Below are 13,929 nucleotides of genomic sequence, written 5' to 3'. Positions count from 1 at the left end.
GGGACGCCTCGCTCAGAGCCGGAAGAATCCGCGCCGCGCGAACAGCGGCGCTGAAACGCTGGCGACCAGCAGCGGATCGCAATGCAGCTCCTCGACGCGCCGCACCTCGTTGCTCGAACCCATGATCAGCGGCACGCGCTGGTGCAGGCTCTGCGCGGACAGATCGAGGATGCGCTCGCGCCCGGTCGAGGCCGAGCCGCCGGCCTGCTCGATGATCATGGCCATCGGGTGCGCCTCGTAGACGAGGCGCAGGCGGCCGTCGCCGTAGCCGGGCCGCGCATCGGAAGGGTAGAGAAACACGCCGCCGCGGGTGAGGATGCGATGGGCCTCCGCGACCAGCGAGCCGATCCAGCGCATGTTGAAATCGTGGTTGGCCGGCCCGTCGACGCCGGCGAGGCATTCGTCGATGAAGGCGCGCACCGGCGGATCCCAATGCCGGCGGTTCGAGGCGTTGACCGCGAACTCCTCGCAGGCCTCGGAGATCTGCACGGCGCTGCGCGCGAGGCGGAAGCAGCCCGCCTTGCGGTCGAGCGTGAAGATGTCGACGCCGTCGCCGAGCGTCAGCACCAGCGAGGTCTGCGGGCCGTAGGTGACGAAGCCCGCCGCAAGCTGCGCCGAGCCGCGCTGGTGGAAGGCGATCGCGAGGTCGTCCGAGGCGGGCAGGATCGAGAAGATCGTGCCGACGGTCATGTTGATGTCGATGTTGGAGGAGCCGTCGAGCGGATCGATCGCGATGCAGATGCGCCCCTGACGATCGACGATCTGGGCCTCGCGCATCTCCTCCGACGCCAGCGCGGCGATCGGCAGCCGGCCGAGGCAGCGGCGCAGGATCGCGTCCGCCTGGACGTCGAGGTCGCGCTGGAGATCGCCGTCGCTGTTGCGCCCGGTGGTCAGGCCCGAGGCGTCGGCGAGATCGCCGCTGGCAATGAGATCGGCAATCTCGATCGCCGCGGCCGCAATGGCATCGACCGCGGCTGCCACGGCCAGCGCATGCGCCGCGGTCTCGGAATACCGATGAAGGTGGTCGTCCAGCCTGAGTTGCCCGGTCATCTGCGTCCATCCCCTTGCCGGTGCCGCATCCATTCCCTCCCGTGGAGGCAGGTTGCGGTCAGTTGCGGCATCAGGAGATTGACAGGGGCGGCTTAATAAGGAAAATTTCTAATTATGATGCGTCTCAAAGAATTTTCTTATAATGGCCCCAGCCATGCAGCGGCTCAGCTCCGGCATCTGACGATCCGGCAGCTGCGCTCGCTCGCGGCGCTCTCGGCCAAAGGCAGCGTGACGGCGGCGTCGAGCCATCTCGGGCTGACCCAGCCGGCCGTGACCCAGCAGCTACGGCAGCTGCAGGACCTGGCCGGCCTGCCCCTGGTGCAGCGAACCGGCGACGGCATGCTGCTGACGGAAGCCGGCAAGGAGGTGCTGGCGCTGGCCGAGCGGGTCGAAGCCGCGATCACGGATTGCCAGGGCGCGCTCGACCTGCTCGCTGGGCGGACCGGCGGCACGGTGCATCTCGGCGCGGTCTCGACCGCCAAGTACTTCGTGCCGCATGCGATCGCGGCGTTCTCCAAGCGCTACCCCAAGATCGAGATCAAACTCACCATCGGCAATCGCGAGGAGATCCGCGAGGCCATGCACGGCTACGACCTCGACTTCGCGGTCATGGGTCGGCCACCGGCCGACGTCACCGTCGACGTCCGCCAGCTCGGGCGCAACCCGCACATCATCGTCGCGCGCAAGGGACATTGGCTGGAGAAGGATTCCGGCCTCAGCCTGACCGACCTCGTGCACGAGACCTTCCTCACCCGCGAGCCCGGCTCGGGCACTCGGACGCTGATGGAGGGCATGTTCCAGAAATCGGATCTCGAGCCGATCATCGGCATGGAGATGAGCAGCAACGAGACCATCAAGCAGGCGGTCATCGCCGGGCTCGGCATCGCCTTCATCTCGGCCCACACTGTCGCGCATGAGCTCGCCGAGGGCCGGCTCGTCGTGCTCGACGTCGCCGGCCTGCCGATCGTCCGGCAATGGTACGTGATCCGCCGCAGCGACAAGGTGCTGCTGCCGCCTGCGCAGGCGATGTTCGATTTTCTCGGCTCGGAAGGCTCGAACTATCTGCCCGACGTGCCCGAGCTCGGCGGGCGATAGGTCGGCCTTCGCTCAGCTCATCAGCTTCATGGCGAGCGTCGCCGCCAGCACCACGATGATCTGGAGCAGGCGCTCCGTCGTGAAGATGCGGTTGAAGGTGGTCATCGCGTGCCCCGGCCGACGTGAAGAATGTTTCGATCGGCCCGTTGCTAGCACAGAAGGGCGCGGAGACAACTCCGTAATCGCCCCGTGGGTGATCTCGCCTGCGCCGGGCGGTTCGCGGCCGTGCAGGCCGTCAACGATCAGGCCGCGAGCGGGGCGGCGTGGTCCGTGCGCGAGGCGAAATAGGCTTCCAGCTCCGACAGCGCCCGCGCCTCCCACTCGCTCGCCTGCTCCAGCAGCGACCAGCTCTGGCCCGGGCGGAATGCTGCGGTCTGGCGATAGAGCGATGCGATGCCGCGGTAGCGGCGCACGTTCTCCAGGATGGCGTGACCGTTCATGTGCGAAAACTCCCTCGTCATTCCCGCGGGAGAAACTGCGGCCAAATCTTTTTCGAAAAGTTAGCGGCGCGCGGCAAGTTCGCGGATGGTTGCCAGACTGTTGCTCGGGCGCAACGCGCGCGGCGCGGTCTATTGCGGATTCGTTGCCGCGCTCTCGCCCGAGGGCTTCATCCCGCCGCTTCTGACGATCGTCATCGTCGCGCGGCAGAGATCGGCAAGGCCGATCAGGAGGACGGCGAGAAGACAGAACAGGTTGATGGAATCGGCATGCGCGCTGGTCAGCGCATTGAACTCGAAGAAGGGCGGGATGAACGCCCACCACACCAGCGGCACCGTGAGCAGCGCGGCGAACGCCGCGGCCGGTGCGCCCGTCATCAGCGCAAGCACGAACAGGCTAGGCAGGAACGCTGCGAAATAAAGTTTTGCGCCGAGCAGGACGCAGATGCCCTGAATCACGGCCGACACCGCGACGACGGCGAGCCCGAGCAGAAACGCCTGCCACGACCATGGCTGTACCCGCAGTACGCCAAACAGCCCCGCACGCTTCATCAGCCTCCCCCTGCCGCCCTTTAACCAGGTGCGTTGCGACCAAAGTACTACAACCACAATCAATCCGCGAGATGGAAATTGCGTCATGATAGGCCGCATCGCACCGTTCCGGCGACCGACCGCGCTACTCGGTCAGCGCGTAGAGCAACCCCGCGACGGGCAAAGCAAGGCCAATGGCCGATGCGAGCGTCCAGCCGCCATGTGCGAACGCCCAGGCTCCGACCGCGGATCCGGCCGCGCCGGCGGCGAAGAACGTCGCCATGTAGAGACCGTTGAGGCGGCTGCGGTGCTCGTGCCCGAACGCGAAGATGGCGCGGAAGCCCAGCACCACATTGCCCTGGACGCCGATATCGATCGCGATCGCCGCCACCACGAGGCAGGCGAGGTTCAGCATCGAGCCCGGCGCGCCGATGGAGGTCACGAGGAAGCCGGCGGCCGAGAGCAGCATCGCGACCAGCGTCGCAATCCGGCTATGGCCGCGGTCCGCGAGGCGCCCGGCGATCGGTGCTGCGAACACGCCGGCGACGCCGGCCAGCGCGAACAGCGCGATGCCGCGCTGGGAGAAGCCGAACTCGCCAGCGAGCTGGAGCGGCGTCACGGTCCAGAACAGGGTGAAGGCGCCAAACAGGCTCGCCTGGTACAGCGCGCGGCGCCGCAGCAGCGGCGTGGCCCGCACCAGATGCGGCATCGACAGCAGCAATTGGCCGTAATGCATCCGCGTGACCGGCTTGCGCTTCGGCAGCGTCATCCAGAGCACGGCCGCGAGCGCGATCATCAGCGCGGCGGAGGCGAAGAACACCGCGTGCCACGACAGCAAGGCGGTGACGAAGCTCGACACCGGACGCGCCAGCATGATGCCGAGCATCAGGCCGGTCGAGACGTTGCCGACGACGCGGCCGCGGATGGCTTCGGGCGCCATATGCGCCGCATAGGGGATGATGATCTGCACCGCGACAGAGCCGAGGCCGATGAACAGCGCCGCGAGCAGGAACGGCAGCGCATGGGTTGCGAACGCCGCGGCGAGCAGCGCGGCGGCGCCGAGCATGATCACCGAGCAGATCAGCGCGCGGTTCTCGACGAGATCGCCGAGCGGCACGATCAGCAGCAGCCCGGTGCCGTAGCCGATCTGCGTCATCGTCACGATCAGCCCGCTGGCTGCATGCGACAGGCCGAGCGCGGCGCTGATCGGGGCGATCAGCGGCTGCGCATAATAGATGTTGGCGGCGACCATGCCACAGGCCGCCGCAAGCACGAAGGTCAGGCGCTGCGACACTGCATCCGGCCCGGGCGCGGTCTCGATCGTGGCATTCATGGTCATTCGCATCAACTCCACATGAATAGAGAATAATCATTCCCTATTGTGACAAAAAAATCAGGCGAGCAGCTTCATCGCGACGCCGACGAGGCGCTCGCCCTCGAGGGGCACGCGGGCCTTGCCGACGACGCGCAAGCCTTGCGTGATGCAGATCATCAGCCGCGCGGTGTCGTCGGCCGCGACATGGCGGGGAATCGAGCCGTCGGCCTGACCCTCGCGAATGAGGCCGGCGATGAAGCTTTCGTTGCTCTTGAGCTGCGCATTGACGCGGCCGCCAACGACCGGATCGAGCGCGGCCAGCTCCACCGCGCTGCCGACGACGAGGCAGCCACGCCGCCCCTCGCTGCCCTGGGAATGCTCCACATAGGACAGCAGCACATTGCGGATTCGCTCGCGGCCGTTCGCACCACACGCCGCCGCGCTACGGGTCTGCTGCTGGCGCAGGGCCGTGTAGCGCTCGAAGGCGGCGAGGAACACCGCGTGCTTGTCGCGAAACGCCTTGTAGATGCTCCCCGTCGCGAGGCGCATGGCCGCAGAGAGCTCGCCGATCGAGGTGGCATGATAGCCGCGCTCGCGAAACACACGCGCGGCGCGGTCGAGCGCGGTGTCCATGTCGAATTCCCGGGGGCGGCCGGGCGCACGGGCGGCAGGCCGGGAGCGGCGGCGGGCAGTCTTTTGCATCGCGGGAAAATAGGGAATGAACGTTTCCGAATAAAGACACGTGGTTGTGAAAGGAATCAATGACGAAGGAGACAGCGTCACCCCCTCGGCGGCACCGGCGTCCCATCCGCCATGATCGTCACGCCCTTCCGCTCGACGATCATGCCGTAGGCGCGCGGCTGGCGGTGGACGTCGAAATTGAAGGTGGTGCGCTTGTAGGAGTTGCAAAGATCGAGATCGCAGCGCGCCAGCGCGACCTCGTCGCCCTTGGTGGTGCAGGCCGCAATGATCTCGCCCGAGGGCGCGATGATGCAGGAGCCGCCGATGTGATCGACACCTTCCTCGATGCCGGCCTTGGCGACGCCGACAACGAAAGTGCCGTTCTGATAGGCGCCGGCCTGCATCACCAGATGATTGTGGAACAACGAGAGATCGTCATGCTCCGGCGCGGGCGGATTGTGCACCGGCGTGTTGTAGCCGATCAGCACCATCTCGACGCCCTGCAGGCCCATCACGCGATAGGTCTCGCTCCAGCGGCGGTCGTTGCAGATCGCCATGCCCATCACCCCGCCGAAGGCATCGATCACGCCGAAGCCGCTGCCGGGCTCGAAATAGCGCTTCTCCAGATGCTGGAATTCGCGCCACGGTTCGTGCTCGGCATGGCCCGGCAGATGCACCTTGCGATATTTCAGGACGATCGCGCCGCTCTTGTCGACGAGGATGGACGTGTTGTAGCGCCTGACGATCCCGGCCTCGAGCGTCAGCTCGGCATAGCCGAGGCAGAAGCCGATGCCGAGCTGACGCGCGAGATCGAACAGCGCCTGTGTCTCGGGACCGGGCATCTCGCGCTCGAAAAAGCCGTCGATCTCGGCCTGATCCTCGAAGTACCAGCGTGGAAAGAACGTAGTGAGGGCCAGCTCGGGATAGACGATCAGGTCACAGCCGCAGGCCCGCGCCTCGTGCATCAACGCCATCAGCCGCGCCATCACCGCGGTCCTGGTATCGCTCCTCGCGATCGGGCCGAGCTGGCCGGCGGCCATGGTCACAATTCTCGCCACGCGTCATTCCTCATTTTTTCGAGTGCACCAAGCCTGAGCCTATCACCGCGCACAGAGGCCGCCGCGGCCCTTCGCACTGAGGACACAATCAAATTCCGTGCCTGCGGGTATCATCGTGCGGCGCGGGGTGAGCACCCAAACAGACAATTCCGTTGCCGATCTGCAACGGTTCCCCACTGTCTGAAGCTGGACAAAACAAACTCCCATTCCGGCCATGAACCGCTCTCACAAGGCCGTGAGACTATCAGGGGAACGACGATGCGTGCACAACGCGTTTGGAAAGTGAATGGGGCCACCAGCATCGGGCAGCTTCAATCGAGACTGGACGATCTGAACAAGCGTCTCGGTCAGCTCGAAAACCAGCATCCGGACAGCTGGAAGCTCGAGGAGCTGAGATCGAGCGCGCTCAGCCTGTCGCGCGAGATCGACGACATCCGCTGCGCCGAGGCGACGGCGGCCTTGAGCGAGCTGCTGCGGAAATAGTCGGCCTGCCGATTCGGCGCCGGCGCAGGGAACCAAGCGCGGCGGCGGCAATTTCCATGCAAAGCATGGAGCAAGACCATGAGCAGGCACCTGACGCGCGCCGATCTCGCGCGCGACGTGACCTGTGCACGGCGGCGGCCTTCACCATCGCGCGCCACTTCTCATTGTGAAGAATTTGACGCTGTGAGGGATTCCGCATGACGTCCGAGCCCGAGGAACAGGTAAGGCTGCAAGGCTACGGCGAGATGACGCTGCGCACTGCGGTCGAGACCTTGATGCTGCTCGCACCGCGCGAGCGGTCCGAGGCCGCGATCTTTCGCGTCCGCGACGGCGTGCGCCTCGCGCAAAGCGAGATCGCCGAGCTCGCATCCAACTGGGGCATCGCGCCCGCGCCCAACGTGCGATCACCGAAACTGGTGCCGGAGCAGCACTGGCAAGACGTCCTCCGCGGCATGGTGCGCGACGCCCCGCTGCCGTCGCTGCTGGTGGCCTTTCTCGTCGGTGTACTGGTGGCTCGCAGATGATGCGCGCTCACGGGAATGGAAATCGCAGCGTTCCGTGAACCCGAGGAAACCTTCTTGCTCGCGAAATCGCGACCGTTCCGCGCGGAACGTCTCCAGCCAGGCGGGATTGGTCCCCCGTTGAACCTCGAACATGGAGACAACCATGACACCTACGAAACTCGTGAGCGTCGCCGCAACTCTGGCCGCGATTTTGCCGCTCGCAGCTGCAAGCCCCAGCCTCGCTGCGGGACGCGGTCCCGGCCCGTGCACCCCACCGGCCGGAGAAGCAGTCGGCGCCGCCGGGCCCGCCATGAGTGGCGGCCAGTTGATGGCCGGCGTGGGCCAATGCCAGCGCATCGGCAGTTGGCAACCTACCAACACCTACGGTTATTCGGGCCCGGGTTACGGCTACAACGAGCCCCGCTGGGGCGCATCAGCCTACGCGCCTTACGACTACGAGGAATAGCGCCCGTCACATCGCAAGATCACAGCGGCGCGGCCGATCACGGCCGCGCCGTTTTGCGTTTGAAGGGCGATGAGGGGCTTAGGAGCGATGGGCGTGCCGGCGCTGATGGTGGCGTTCCTGGTGGGGGTGGTGGTGGCGCGAGGTGACGATCAGGGCATGCCGATCCGGATCGCACCATACCGCCGTGCGTTTGCTTTGACCTGCAACCAACCCCTTTGACTCGAATGAGGCATCCTGTCAGATTGGTAGATATATTGCGGCCACGCAGCTTTTGGATGCATTTGATTGTCTGGATAGCCAATGTCAGTCACGCGTCGAATTTACGTGAGCTTGCCCGCGGATCCCTGGCTACCGCCGAACCTCAATCGTCTGAAATGGGCGATCGTCGACGAGATCGAAAAGCACAATTTCGTCCCGGAGGTCTTTACCAATCCGAGAGGAAAGCCGGGGCTGGCATCTTCGCGATCCTGGCACCCTCGCGACGCGGATGAAATCGCGCGGCGCTGCGTCGGCGCAGCGCTGCTCGGAATGGCGCGCTGGAATTTCAATGATGCGAATTCGCAGCCGGTCCTCCTGCCGACCGAATTCAACCATTATGAGGGAGCACTCACCCGGACTCTCGGATTGCCGATGCTGGTCCTGGCCCAGCGCGACATCAAGCGCCGCGTCGTATTCGACCTCAACTTCGCTGGGTTCGTCGGCGGATTTGACGGCAATGCAGACGTCGAATGGCTGCACACGGACGAATTTCTGGTGCCGTTCAATTACTGGCTGGACAAGCTGAGGGAGCGCAAGGACGTATTTCTCGGCTACGCGAGCACGTCGAGCCAGACCGCACAATCGATCAAGACCTACCTGAAGAGCCTCGGTGCCGAGGTGCTGGACTGGCAAACGGACTTCATTCCTGGCCGGACCATTCTGAATCAGATCGAGCAGGCAGCTGCGCGATCGATCGGCGGCATATTTCTCTTCACGAAGGACGATGATCTCGCCGATCCGCCGCCCGGCATCGCGGCCGTGCCGCGTGACAACGTCGTGTTCGAGGCGGGCTACTTCATCGGTCAGAAGGGGAAGAACAACGTTCTGGTCATCCGGGAGTCCGGATCAAAACTGCCGGCCGATCTCGGCGGCGACATCTATGCGGCCTTGCCCACGCGGGGCGATATCCAGCCGATCGAGCGGTCGCTGAAGGCGTTCGTGGAGTCGATCTGAGCGCGATTACGAGGACGACACCCTCACGGCAATTGCCGCATGTCTCGTGGCCACGCCTCCTCGTTGCGTCATCTCGCAGCTAGTCCGGCCGAAACGTCTGGCGATGCGTCGAGAGGCGCGCGCCCCATCCGGGCAGGCATTTTCGCAGGGACTCAGCGACTGATCTTGATGGCGTCCGCATTGGCGTCATGAAGCAACTTGACCATTCGATCGGGATCGCCGAACGGCGACTGCATCGCGACCGCGGGAAAATGCGGCGCGAAGTGACGCCAGTCGGGAACCACCATGCTTTCGCTCTGCGCGGCAATGCTCGCGCCGGCCTGCCGCTGGATCCACCAGTCAAAGGCGCCCGGCGCGACCGGCTGCATCATCTTCCCGAACGGCGCCATCGCTGCGCGGGCCATCTCGGTCCAGGCCAGCAGCGGCCGGCTGAAATCGGGGCCGGACGAACCGAGCGCGCGTCCGAGGAAAGCCTGGTGGTAAGCGATCCAGAACTGCATCGCGTCGATCGAGACATTGACGGGATCGCGCATCAGGCCGGCGGCGAGATTGGCCGAGCGATCGACGTCCACGTCGGCGCGATCCGACAGTGCGCGCGGCGAGCGAACATATTGCAGGAAGTCTTCGAGCGTCGCCGGCTGCAACTCGGTGTAGATCTGGAGAAACTCCGGAATTCCGGCCTCCTCTTCGCCCGACGACTCCGCCTTCTCTGCGCCCTCGTCGAGATCGTAGAGGCCGACAAGCCGGCGCCCCCACCGCCCGTCGAAGAAGCCGAGCTCCCACGGCATCCAGCGCGAGCTGCGCGAGCGGGCGGTGTAGGCATAGATCAGGCAGCGGCAGGTCCGAAGATTCTCGCGGATGCGGTCGGTGAGCGCCGCGTAATCGACGGGAGAGGAAGTCTGGATCCGCTTCATCTCCGTATCGTCGTCGTCAATCCAGCAGGAGAGGCCAAAACCCTCGATGCGCCGCTTCAGTTGCTTTGCCTTCTCCGTGTCCTCCATCTTGTGCGAGATGAAGACGTCGACATATCTCGTCATGGCCAAGCTCCTCCCCGACGGCGATCGTATAAGCGATGTCGTCAGTGCAATGGCGTCGGCGTTCCCGTGGGCGCGGCCAGCGCAAAGAACGCATGCGTCGCGTCAGCGCCCGCCTCGGCACTGTACAGGAGCCATGCCGGATCGAGAAAGTCAGGCAGTCCGGGTGCGCTATCGTTCCCGGCGCGCCGGAACCGGCCATCCGCCGGCGTGACTTGGCCGTGGACGGGTGTCAGCAATCCGTGCAAAAAGACGCCGCAAGGCACGGCAGTCGCCTGCCAAGTCCCTAACAAAACGTCAACTTTTGGAAGAATGGTCGGAGTGGCAGGATTCGAACCTGCGACCCCTGCGTCCCGAACGCAGTGCTCTACCGGGCTGAGCCACACTCCGACAAGAAGGCGGCTTATAGCGTCGGGCTTGACGCACTGCAAGCGGCCGAGATGAGGAATTTTATCCCTGTGAAAACGGGTGTCGAGACGCTGATTTTGCCGGCCGGCGCGGCCGGTGCGGAAGCCGCCGCCCGGCGACTTGCGGCCGGCGGGCTGGTCGCGTTTCCGACCGAGACGGTCTACGGGCTCGGGGCGGATGCCGCCAATGCCGTCGCGATCGCCCATCTTTACGCCGCCAAGGGCCGGCCGGCGTTCAATCCGCTGATCGCGCATGTCGCGGACCTCAAAGCCGCGCGGCGGATCGGGCGGTTCGATGCGCGCGCACTGGCGCTCGCGGAGGCGTTCTGGCCGGGGCCGCTGACGCTGGTGGTGCCCAAGACCGAGGACTGCCCGGTGGCGGATCTCGCCACCGCCGGCCTCGACACGTTGGCGATCCGCATCCCCGCCCATCCCGTCGCGCAGGCGATCCTGCGCGCCTTCGGCGGGGCCGTGGTGGCACCATCGGCCAACATCTCCGGCCACGTCTCGCCGACGCTGGCTGCCCATGTCGAGAGCGACCTTGCCGGGCGGATCGACCTGATCATCGACGCCGGGCCTGTTACGGTCGGTGTGGAATCCACGATTATCGGCTGCTTCGACGCACTGACGCTGCTTCGTCCCGGCGGGCTGTCACGCGAGCGGATCGAGGCGGTGCTGGGCGCGCCGCTGGCGCGGCCGCCGGCGGAGGCTGGCAGCGATGATAGCCAGCCGCTGGCGCCAGGCATGCTGGCCTCGCACTATGCACCGCGCGCCCATGTGCGGCTCAATGCCCGTGAGGTCGCGCCGGGCGAAGCGCTGCTGGCGTTTGGACCATCGCGCCTGCCCGGTCTTGACGCCGCCTCGGCCGTGATGAATTTGTCGCCCGCCGCCGATCTCGACGAGGCCGCGGCGAATCTGTTCGGCTATCTTCGCAGCCTCGATGCAAAAGCGCCGCGGGCGATTGCGGTGATGCCGATACCCGAAGATGGTCTGGGCGAGGCGATCAACGACCGGCTGCGCCGCGCCGCGGTGGCGCGGTGAAGCAAGAGACGAGGACATGAACATCGACAAGCCTGCCGCCCCGCCGCTTGCGCCCGAATTGATCGCGCAATTCCGTAAGATCGTCGGCGACCGCCACGCCATTACCGACCCGACCGATATCGAACCTTACGTCACCGAGGAGCGCAATCTGTTCCACGGCCGTTCGCCGCTGGTGCTGCGCCCGGGTTCGACCGCGGAGGTCTCCGCGATCTGCAAGCTCGCCTCCGCACACAACATCGCGCTGGTGCCGCAGGGCGGCAACACCGGGCTCGTCGGCGGCCAGACGCCGCACAATGGCGAGGTGGTGGTGTCGCTGCGCCGGCTCGACAAGATCCGAGAGGTCGACACCGCCTCCAACACCATGACGTGTGAGGCCGGCGTGGTGCTGCAGATCGCGCAAGTCAAGGCCGCCGAGGTCGACCGGCTGCTTCCGCTGTCGCTCGGGGCCGAAGGCAGCTGCACCATCGGCGGCAATCTCTCCACCAATGCCGGCGGCACCGCGGCGCTCGCCTATGGCGTCGCGCGCGAGATGGCGCTGGGCCTGGAAGTGGTGCTCGCCGACGGGCGCGTCCTCAATTCGCTGTCGAAGCTGAAGAAGGACAACACCGGCTACAATCTGCACAACCTCTTCATCGGGGCCGAAGGCACGCTCGGCATCATCACCGCTGCGACGCTGAAGCTGTTTCCGAAGCCGCGGGCGATCGAGACCGCCTTCGTGGGATTGAAGTCGCCGGCGGCAGCCTTGAAGCTGCTCACCATCGCGCAAGGCGAAGCCGCTAATGCGCTGACGAGCTTCGAGCTGCTGTCGCAGCTGGCGGTGGATTTCTCCGTCCGCCACGGCATCGACGTGCGCGATCCGCTCGCAGAGAAGCATCCCTGGTACGTGCTGATGGAATTGTCATCACCGAGCGAGGATGCCCGCACGCCGCTGGAGACGATCCTCAGCCGTGCCATGGAGGAGGAGATCGTCGACGACGCCGTGATCGCGGCCAATCTCACCCAGCGCGGCGCGTTCTGGAAGCTGCGCGACGAGATGTCGGCGGCGCAGAAGCCGGAAGGCGGCTCGATCAAGCACGACATCTCCGTGCCCGTCGCCGCCGTGCCCGAATTCATCGCGGAAGCCGATGCCGCCGTTGTGAAGCTGATCCCCGGCGCCCGGCCGGTGCCGTTCGGTCATCTCGGCGACGGCAATCTGCATTACAATGTCAGCCAGCCGATCGGCGCCAACACCGCCGACTTCCTGGCGCGCTGGCATGATGTGAACGCGGTGGTGTTCGAGATCGTGCTGCGCATGGGCGGCTCGATCTCGGCCGAGCACGGCATCGGCGTGCTCAAGCGCGACGAGCTGCCGGAGGTGAAGGACAGGACCGCGATCGAACTGATGCGCGCGATCAAGGCGATGCTCGATCCGCTCGGCATCATGAATCCGGGGAAGGTGCTGTGAGCGCTTCAGCCTCGCCTGGCCGCCTTGCGATCGATGCGATCACCGATGCCGATGTCGAGGGCGTCGTCGCGCTGTGGCAGCGCTGCGGTCTGACGCGGCCCTGGAACGATCCGCATGCCGACATCGCCCTGGCGCGGCGGCGCGACAATTCCACCGTGCTGGTCGGCCGCGACAATGGCGCGATCGTCGCCACCGTGATGGTCGGCCATGACGGCCATCGCGGCTGGGTCTATTACGTCGCCGTCGATCCCAGCTGTCAGAAGCGCGGCTACGGCCGCGTGATGATGGCAGCCGCCGAGAACTGGCTGCAGCGTGCGGATATCGCAAAGCTGCAGCTCCTGGTCCGCCGCGAGAACGCGCAGGCCAACGCGTTCTACGGCTCGCTCGGCTTCGAGCTGTCGACATCCGTGATGTTCCAGAAATGGCTCGACGGCCGCGCCACCACGCCAAGCAATTGAGGTCCAGCCATGACCATTTCCGACCGCGTCCGCATCAAGGACGTCCGCGTGCTCTCGGACGGCTGGACCACGCTGAAGACCACGACCTTCGAATATCGGCGCGCGAGTGGCGAGTGGCAGACCCAGCACCGCGAGACCTATGAGCGCGACAATGCCGCCGCCGTGCTGCCGTATAATCTCGCGCGACGGACCGTGATCCTGGTGCGCCAGTTCCGCCTGCCGGCTTTCATCCGCGGTTACGACGACCTCCTGATCGAGGCCGCCGCCGGCGTGCTCGACAACGCCGAGCCGGAGGAGCGCATCCGGGCCGAGGCGGAAGAGGAGACCGGCTATCGCCTGCACCACGTCCACAAGGTGTTCGAGGCCTTCATGAGCCCGGGCGCCATCACCGAGAAGCTTCATTTCTTCGTCGCCGAATACGAGCCCGAGATGCGCGTCAGCGACGGCGGCGGCCTCGAGCACGAGGGCGAGGACATCGAGGTGCTGGAGCTGTCCATCGACGAGGCGCTGGCGATGATCGCCGACGGCCGCATCATCGATGCCAAGGCGATCATGCTGCTGCAATATGTGGCGCTGCACGTGTTCAAGTAACGTGCTCTTCCCTTCTCCCCTTGTGGGCCTGTTGCGCTACTGCTTTTTGAGGCCGAAGACGTCAGGAGAGAGGGCCGCAGTCGCGTGGATTGCGGTCCGAGTTTGTAATTGCCACCCTCGGCG

Annotated in this window: 17 protein-coding genes and 1 tRNA gene; 10 read left to right on the top strand and 8 right to left on the bottom strand. The window is 65.7% G+C overall.

The features are described 5' to 3' along the window. Nucleotides 1-12: 12 nt before the first annotated feature. Nucleotides 13-1,050, bottom strand: coding sequence for a class 1 fructose-bisphosphatase (locus tag AC24YW_RS25810; protein ID WP_487485363.1), 1,038 nt, complete (start codon nt 1,048-1,050; stop codon nt 13-15). Between the two features lie 117 nt (nt 1,051-1,167). Here AC24YW_RS25810 and AC24YW_RS25805 point away from each other — a divergent pair, with 117 nt between their 5' ends. Beyond that, complete coding sequence (locus AC24YW_RS25805; RefSeq protein ID WP_487485674.1) at nt 1,168-2,145, top strand: LysR family transcriptional regulator; 978 nt, start codon at nt 1,168-1,170, stop codon at nt 2,143-2,145. 242 nt (nt 2,146-2,387) lie between these two features. Here the strand turns inward: AC24YW_RS25805 and AC24YW_RS25800 are convergent, their stop codons facing one another. The 5 genes from AC24YW_RS25800 to AC24YW_RS25780 form a co-directional block, all read right to left on the bottom strand. Continuing rightward, a complete protein-coding gene (locus tag AC24YW_RS25800; RefSeq protein ID WP_157286986.1) occupies nt 2,388-2,585 on the bottom strand; it encodes a hypothetical protein in 198 nt (65 codons plus the stop codon). Nucleotides 2,586-2,714: 129 nt separating this feature from the next. Further along, entirely contained in the window at nt 2,715-3,134 is a 420-nt protein-coding gene (locus AC24YW_RS25795) for a DUF4118 domain-containing protein (RefSeq protein ID WP_487485362.1), read from the bottom strand. A 124-nt stretch (nt 3,135-3,258) separates the two neighbouring features. Next, the gene (locus AC24YW_RS25790; RefSeq protein WP_487485361.1) at nt 3,259-4,452 is read right to left on the bottom strand and encodes an MFS transporter; all 1,194 of its coding nucleotides are present in this window, start codon (nt 4,450-4,452) and stop codon (nt 3,259-3,261) included. Nucleotides 4,453-4,506: 54 nt separating this feature from the next. Beyond that, nucleotides 4,507-5,130: a TetR/AcrR family transcriptional regulator gene (locus AC24YW_RS25785; RefSeq protein WP_487485360.1), complete on the bottom strand. Its 624-nt coding sequence runs from the start codon at nt 5,128-5,130 to the stop codon at nt 4,507-4,509. 77 nt (nt 5,131-5,207) lie between these two features. Beyond that, nucleotides 5,208-6,167 carry an N-carbamoyl-D-amino-acid hydrolase gene (locus AC24YW_RS25780; protein ID WP_487485359.1) on the bottom strand — a complete coding sequence of 320 codons (960 nt, stop codon included), beginning with the start codon at nt 6,165-6,167 and terminating at the stop codon, nt 5,208-5,210. A 258-nt stretch (nt 6,168-6,425) separates the two neighbouring features. Between AC24YW_RS25780 and AC24YW_RS25775 the strand changes: the two genes are divergently transcribed. From AC24YW_RS25775 to AC24YW_RS25755, 5 genes are all read left to right on the top strand, one after another. Continuing rightward, nucleotides 6,426-6,650, top strand: coding sequence for a hypothetical protein (locus AC24YW_RS25775; protein ID WP_487485358.1), 225 nt, complete (start codon nt 6,426-6,428; stop codon nt 6,648-6,650). Between the two features lie 197 nt (nt 6,651-6,847). Continuing rightward, a complete protein-coding gene (locus tag AC24YW_RS25770; RefSeq protein WP_487485357.1) occupies nt 6,848-7,174 on the top strand; it encodes a hypothetical protein in 327 nt (108 codons plus the stop codon). A 142-nt stretch (nt 7,175-7,316) separates the two neighbouring features. After that, nucleotides 7,317-7,619: a hypothetical protein gene (locus AC24YW_RS25765; RefSeq protein WP_487485356.1), complete on the top strand. Its 303-nt coding sequence runs from the start codon at nt 7,317-7,319 to the stop codon at nt 7,617-7,619. Between the two features lie 93 nt (nt 7,620-7,712). Further along, entirely contained in the window at nt 7,713-7,838 is a 126-nt protein-coding gene (locus AC24YW_RS25760; RefSeq protein WP_487485355.1) for a hypothetical protein, read from the top strand. 105 nt (nt 7,839-7,943) lie between these two features. Further along, the gene (locus AC24YW_RS25755) at nt 7,944-8,831 is read left to right on the top strand and encodes a nucleotide-binding protein (protein WP_487485354.1); all 888 of its coding nucleotides are present in this window, start codon (nt 7,944-7,946) and stop codon (nt 8,829-8,831) included. A gap of 152 nt (nt 8,832-8,983) precedes the next feature. On the opposite strand, the gene AC24YW_RS25750 is transcribed toward AC24YW_RS25755, so the two are convergent. Continuing rightward, on the bottom strand, nt 8,984-9,868 hold the full coding sequence (locus tag AC24YW_RS25750) for a toll/interleukin-1 receptor domain-containing protein (protein WP_487485353.1): 885 nt from the start codon (nt 9,866-9,868) through the stop codon (nt 8,984-8,986). Nucleotides 9,869-10,178: 310 nt separating this feature from the next. Beyond that, a tRNA-Pro gene (locus AC24YW_RS25745) sits at nt 10,179-10,255 on the bottom strand. Between the two features lie 50 nt (nt 10,256-10,305). Between AC24YW_RS25745 and AC24YW_RS25740 the strand changes: the two genes are divergently transcribed. The 4 genes from AC24YW_RS25740 to AC24YW_RS25725 are packed head-to-tail and all read left to right on the top strand — an operon-like array spanning nt 10,306 to nt 13,806. Then, nucleotides 10,306-11,313: an L-threonylcarbamoyladenylate synthase gene (locus AC24YW_RS25740; protein WP_487485352.1), complete on the top strand. Its 1,008-nt coding sequence runs from the start codon at nt 10,306-10,308 to the stop codon at nt 11,311-11,313. A 16-nt stretch (nt 11,314-11,329) separates the two neighbouring features. Then, the gene (locus AC24YW_RS25735) at nt 11,330-12,757 is read left to right on the top strand and encodes an FAD-binding oxidoreductase (protein ID WP_487485351.1); all 1,428 of its coding nucleotides are present in this window, start codon (nt 11,330-11,332) and stop codon (nt 12,755-12,757) included. Beyond that, complete coding sequence (locus AC24YW_RS25730; RefSeq protein ID WP_487485350.1) at nt 12,754-13,215, top strand: GNAT family acetyltransferase; 462 nt, start codon at nt 12,754-12,756, stop codon at nt 13,213-13,215. The genes AC24YW_RS25735 and AC24YW_RS25730 overlap by 4 nt, the downstream gene beginning before the upstream one ends. A 9-nt stretch (nt 13,216-13,224) precedes the next feature. After that, nucleotides 13,225-13,806: an NUDIX hydrolase gene (locus AC24YW_RS25725; RefSeq protein ID WP_036003663.1), complete on the top strand. Its 582-nt coding sequence runs from the start codon at nt 13,225-13,227 to the stop codon at nt 13,804-13,806. Nucleotides 13,807-13,929 lie beyond the last annotated feature (123 nt).

It is taken from the genome of Bradyrhizobium sp. USDA3516, from assembly GCF_057651995.1.
This window is presented reverse-complemented; position numbering and strand designations above follow the sequence as displayed.

Bases quoted from the DNA above. Each gene is read 5' to 3' on its own strand.
- AC24YW_RS25785 (WP_487485360.1), bottom strand. From the start codon at position 5,130: ATGCAAAAGACTGCCCGCCGCCGCTCCCGGCCTGCCGCCCGTGCGCCC.
- AC24YW_RS25775 (WP_487485358.1), top strand. From the start codon at position 6,426: ATGCGTGCACAACGCGTTTGGAAAGTGAATGGGGCCACCAGCATCGGG.
- AC24YW_RS25740 (WP_487485352.1), top strand. From the start codon at position 10,306: ATGAGGAATTTTATCCCTGTGAAAACGGGTGTCGAGACGCTGATTTTG.
- AC24YW_RS25770 (WP_487485357.1), top strand. From the start codon at position 6,848: ATGACGTCCGAGCCCGAGGAACAGGTAAGGCTGCAAGGCTACGGCGAG.
- AC24YW_RS25795 (WP_487485362.1), bottom strand. From the start codon at position 3,134: ATGAAGCGTGCGGGGCTGTTTGGCGTACTGCGGGTACAGCCATGGTCG.
- AC24YW_RS25750 (WP_487485353.1), bottom strand. From the start codon at position 9,868: ATGACGAGATATGTCGACGTCTTCATCTCGCACAAGATGGAGGACACG.
- AC24YW_RS25800 (WP_157286986.1), bottom strand. From the start codon at position 2,585: ATGAACGGTCACGCCATCCTGGAGAACGTGCGCCGCTACCGCGGCATC.
- AC24YW_RS25790 (WP_487485361.1), bottom strand. From the start codon at position 4,452: ATGACCATGAATGCCACGATCGAGACCGCGCCCGGGCCGGATGCAGTG.
- AC24YW_RS25765 (WP_487485356.1), top strand. From the start codon at position 7,317: ATGACACCTACGAAACTCGTGAGCGTCGCCGCAACTCTGGCCGCGATT.
- AC24YW_RS25810 (WP_487485363.1), bottom strand. From the start codon at position 1,050: ATGACCGGGCAACTCAGGCTGGACGACCACCTTCATCGGTATTCCGAG.
- AC24YW_RS25735 (WP_487485351.1), top strand. From the start codon at position 11,330: ATGAACATCGACAAGCCTGCCGCCCCGCCGCTTGCGCCCGAATTGATC.
- AC24YW_RS25805 (WP_487485674.1), top strand. From the start codon at position 1,168: ATGCGTCTCAAAGAATTTTCTTATAATGGCCCCAGCCATGCAGCGGCT.
- AC24YW_RS25725 (WP_036003663.1), top strand. From the start codon at position 13,225: ATGACCATTTCCGACCGCGTCCGCATCAAGGACGTCCGCGTGCTCTCG.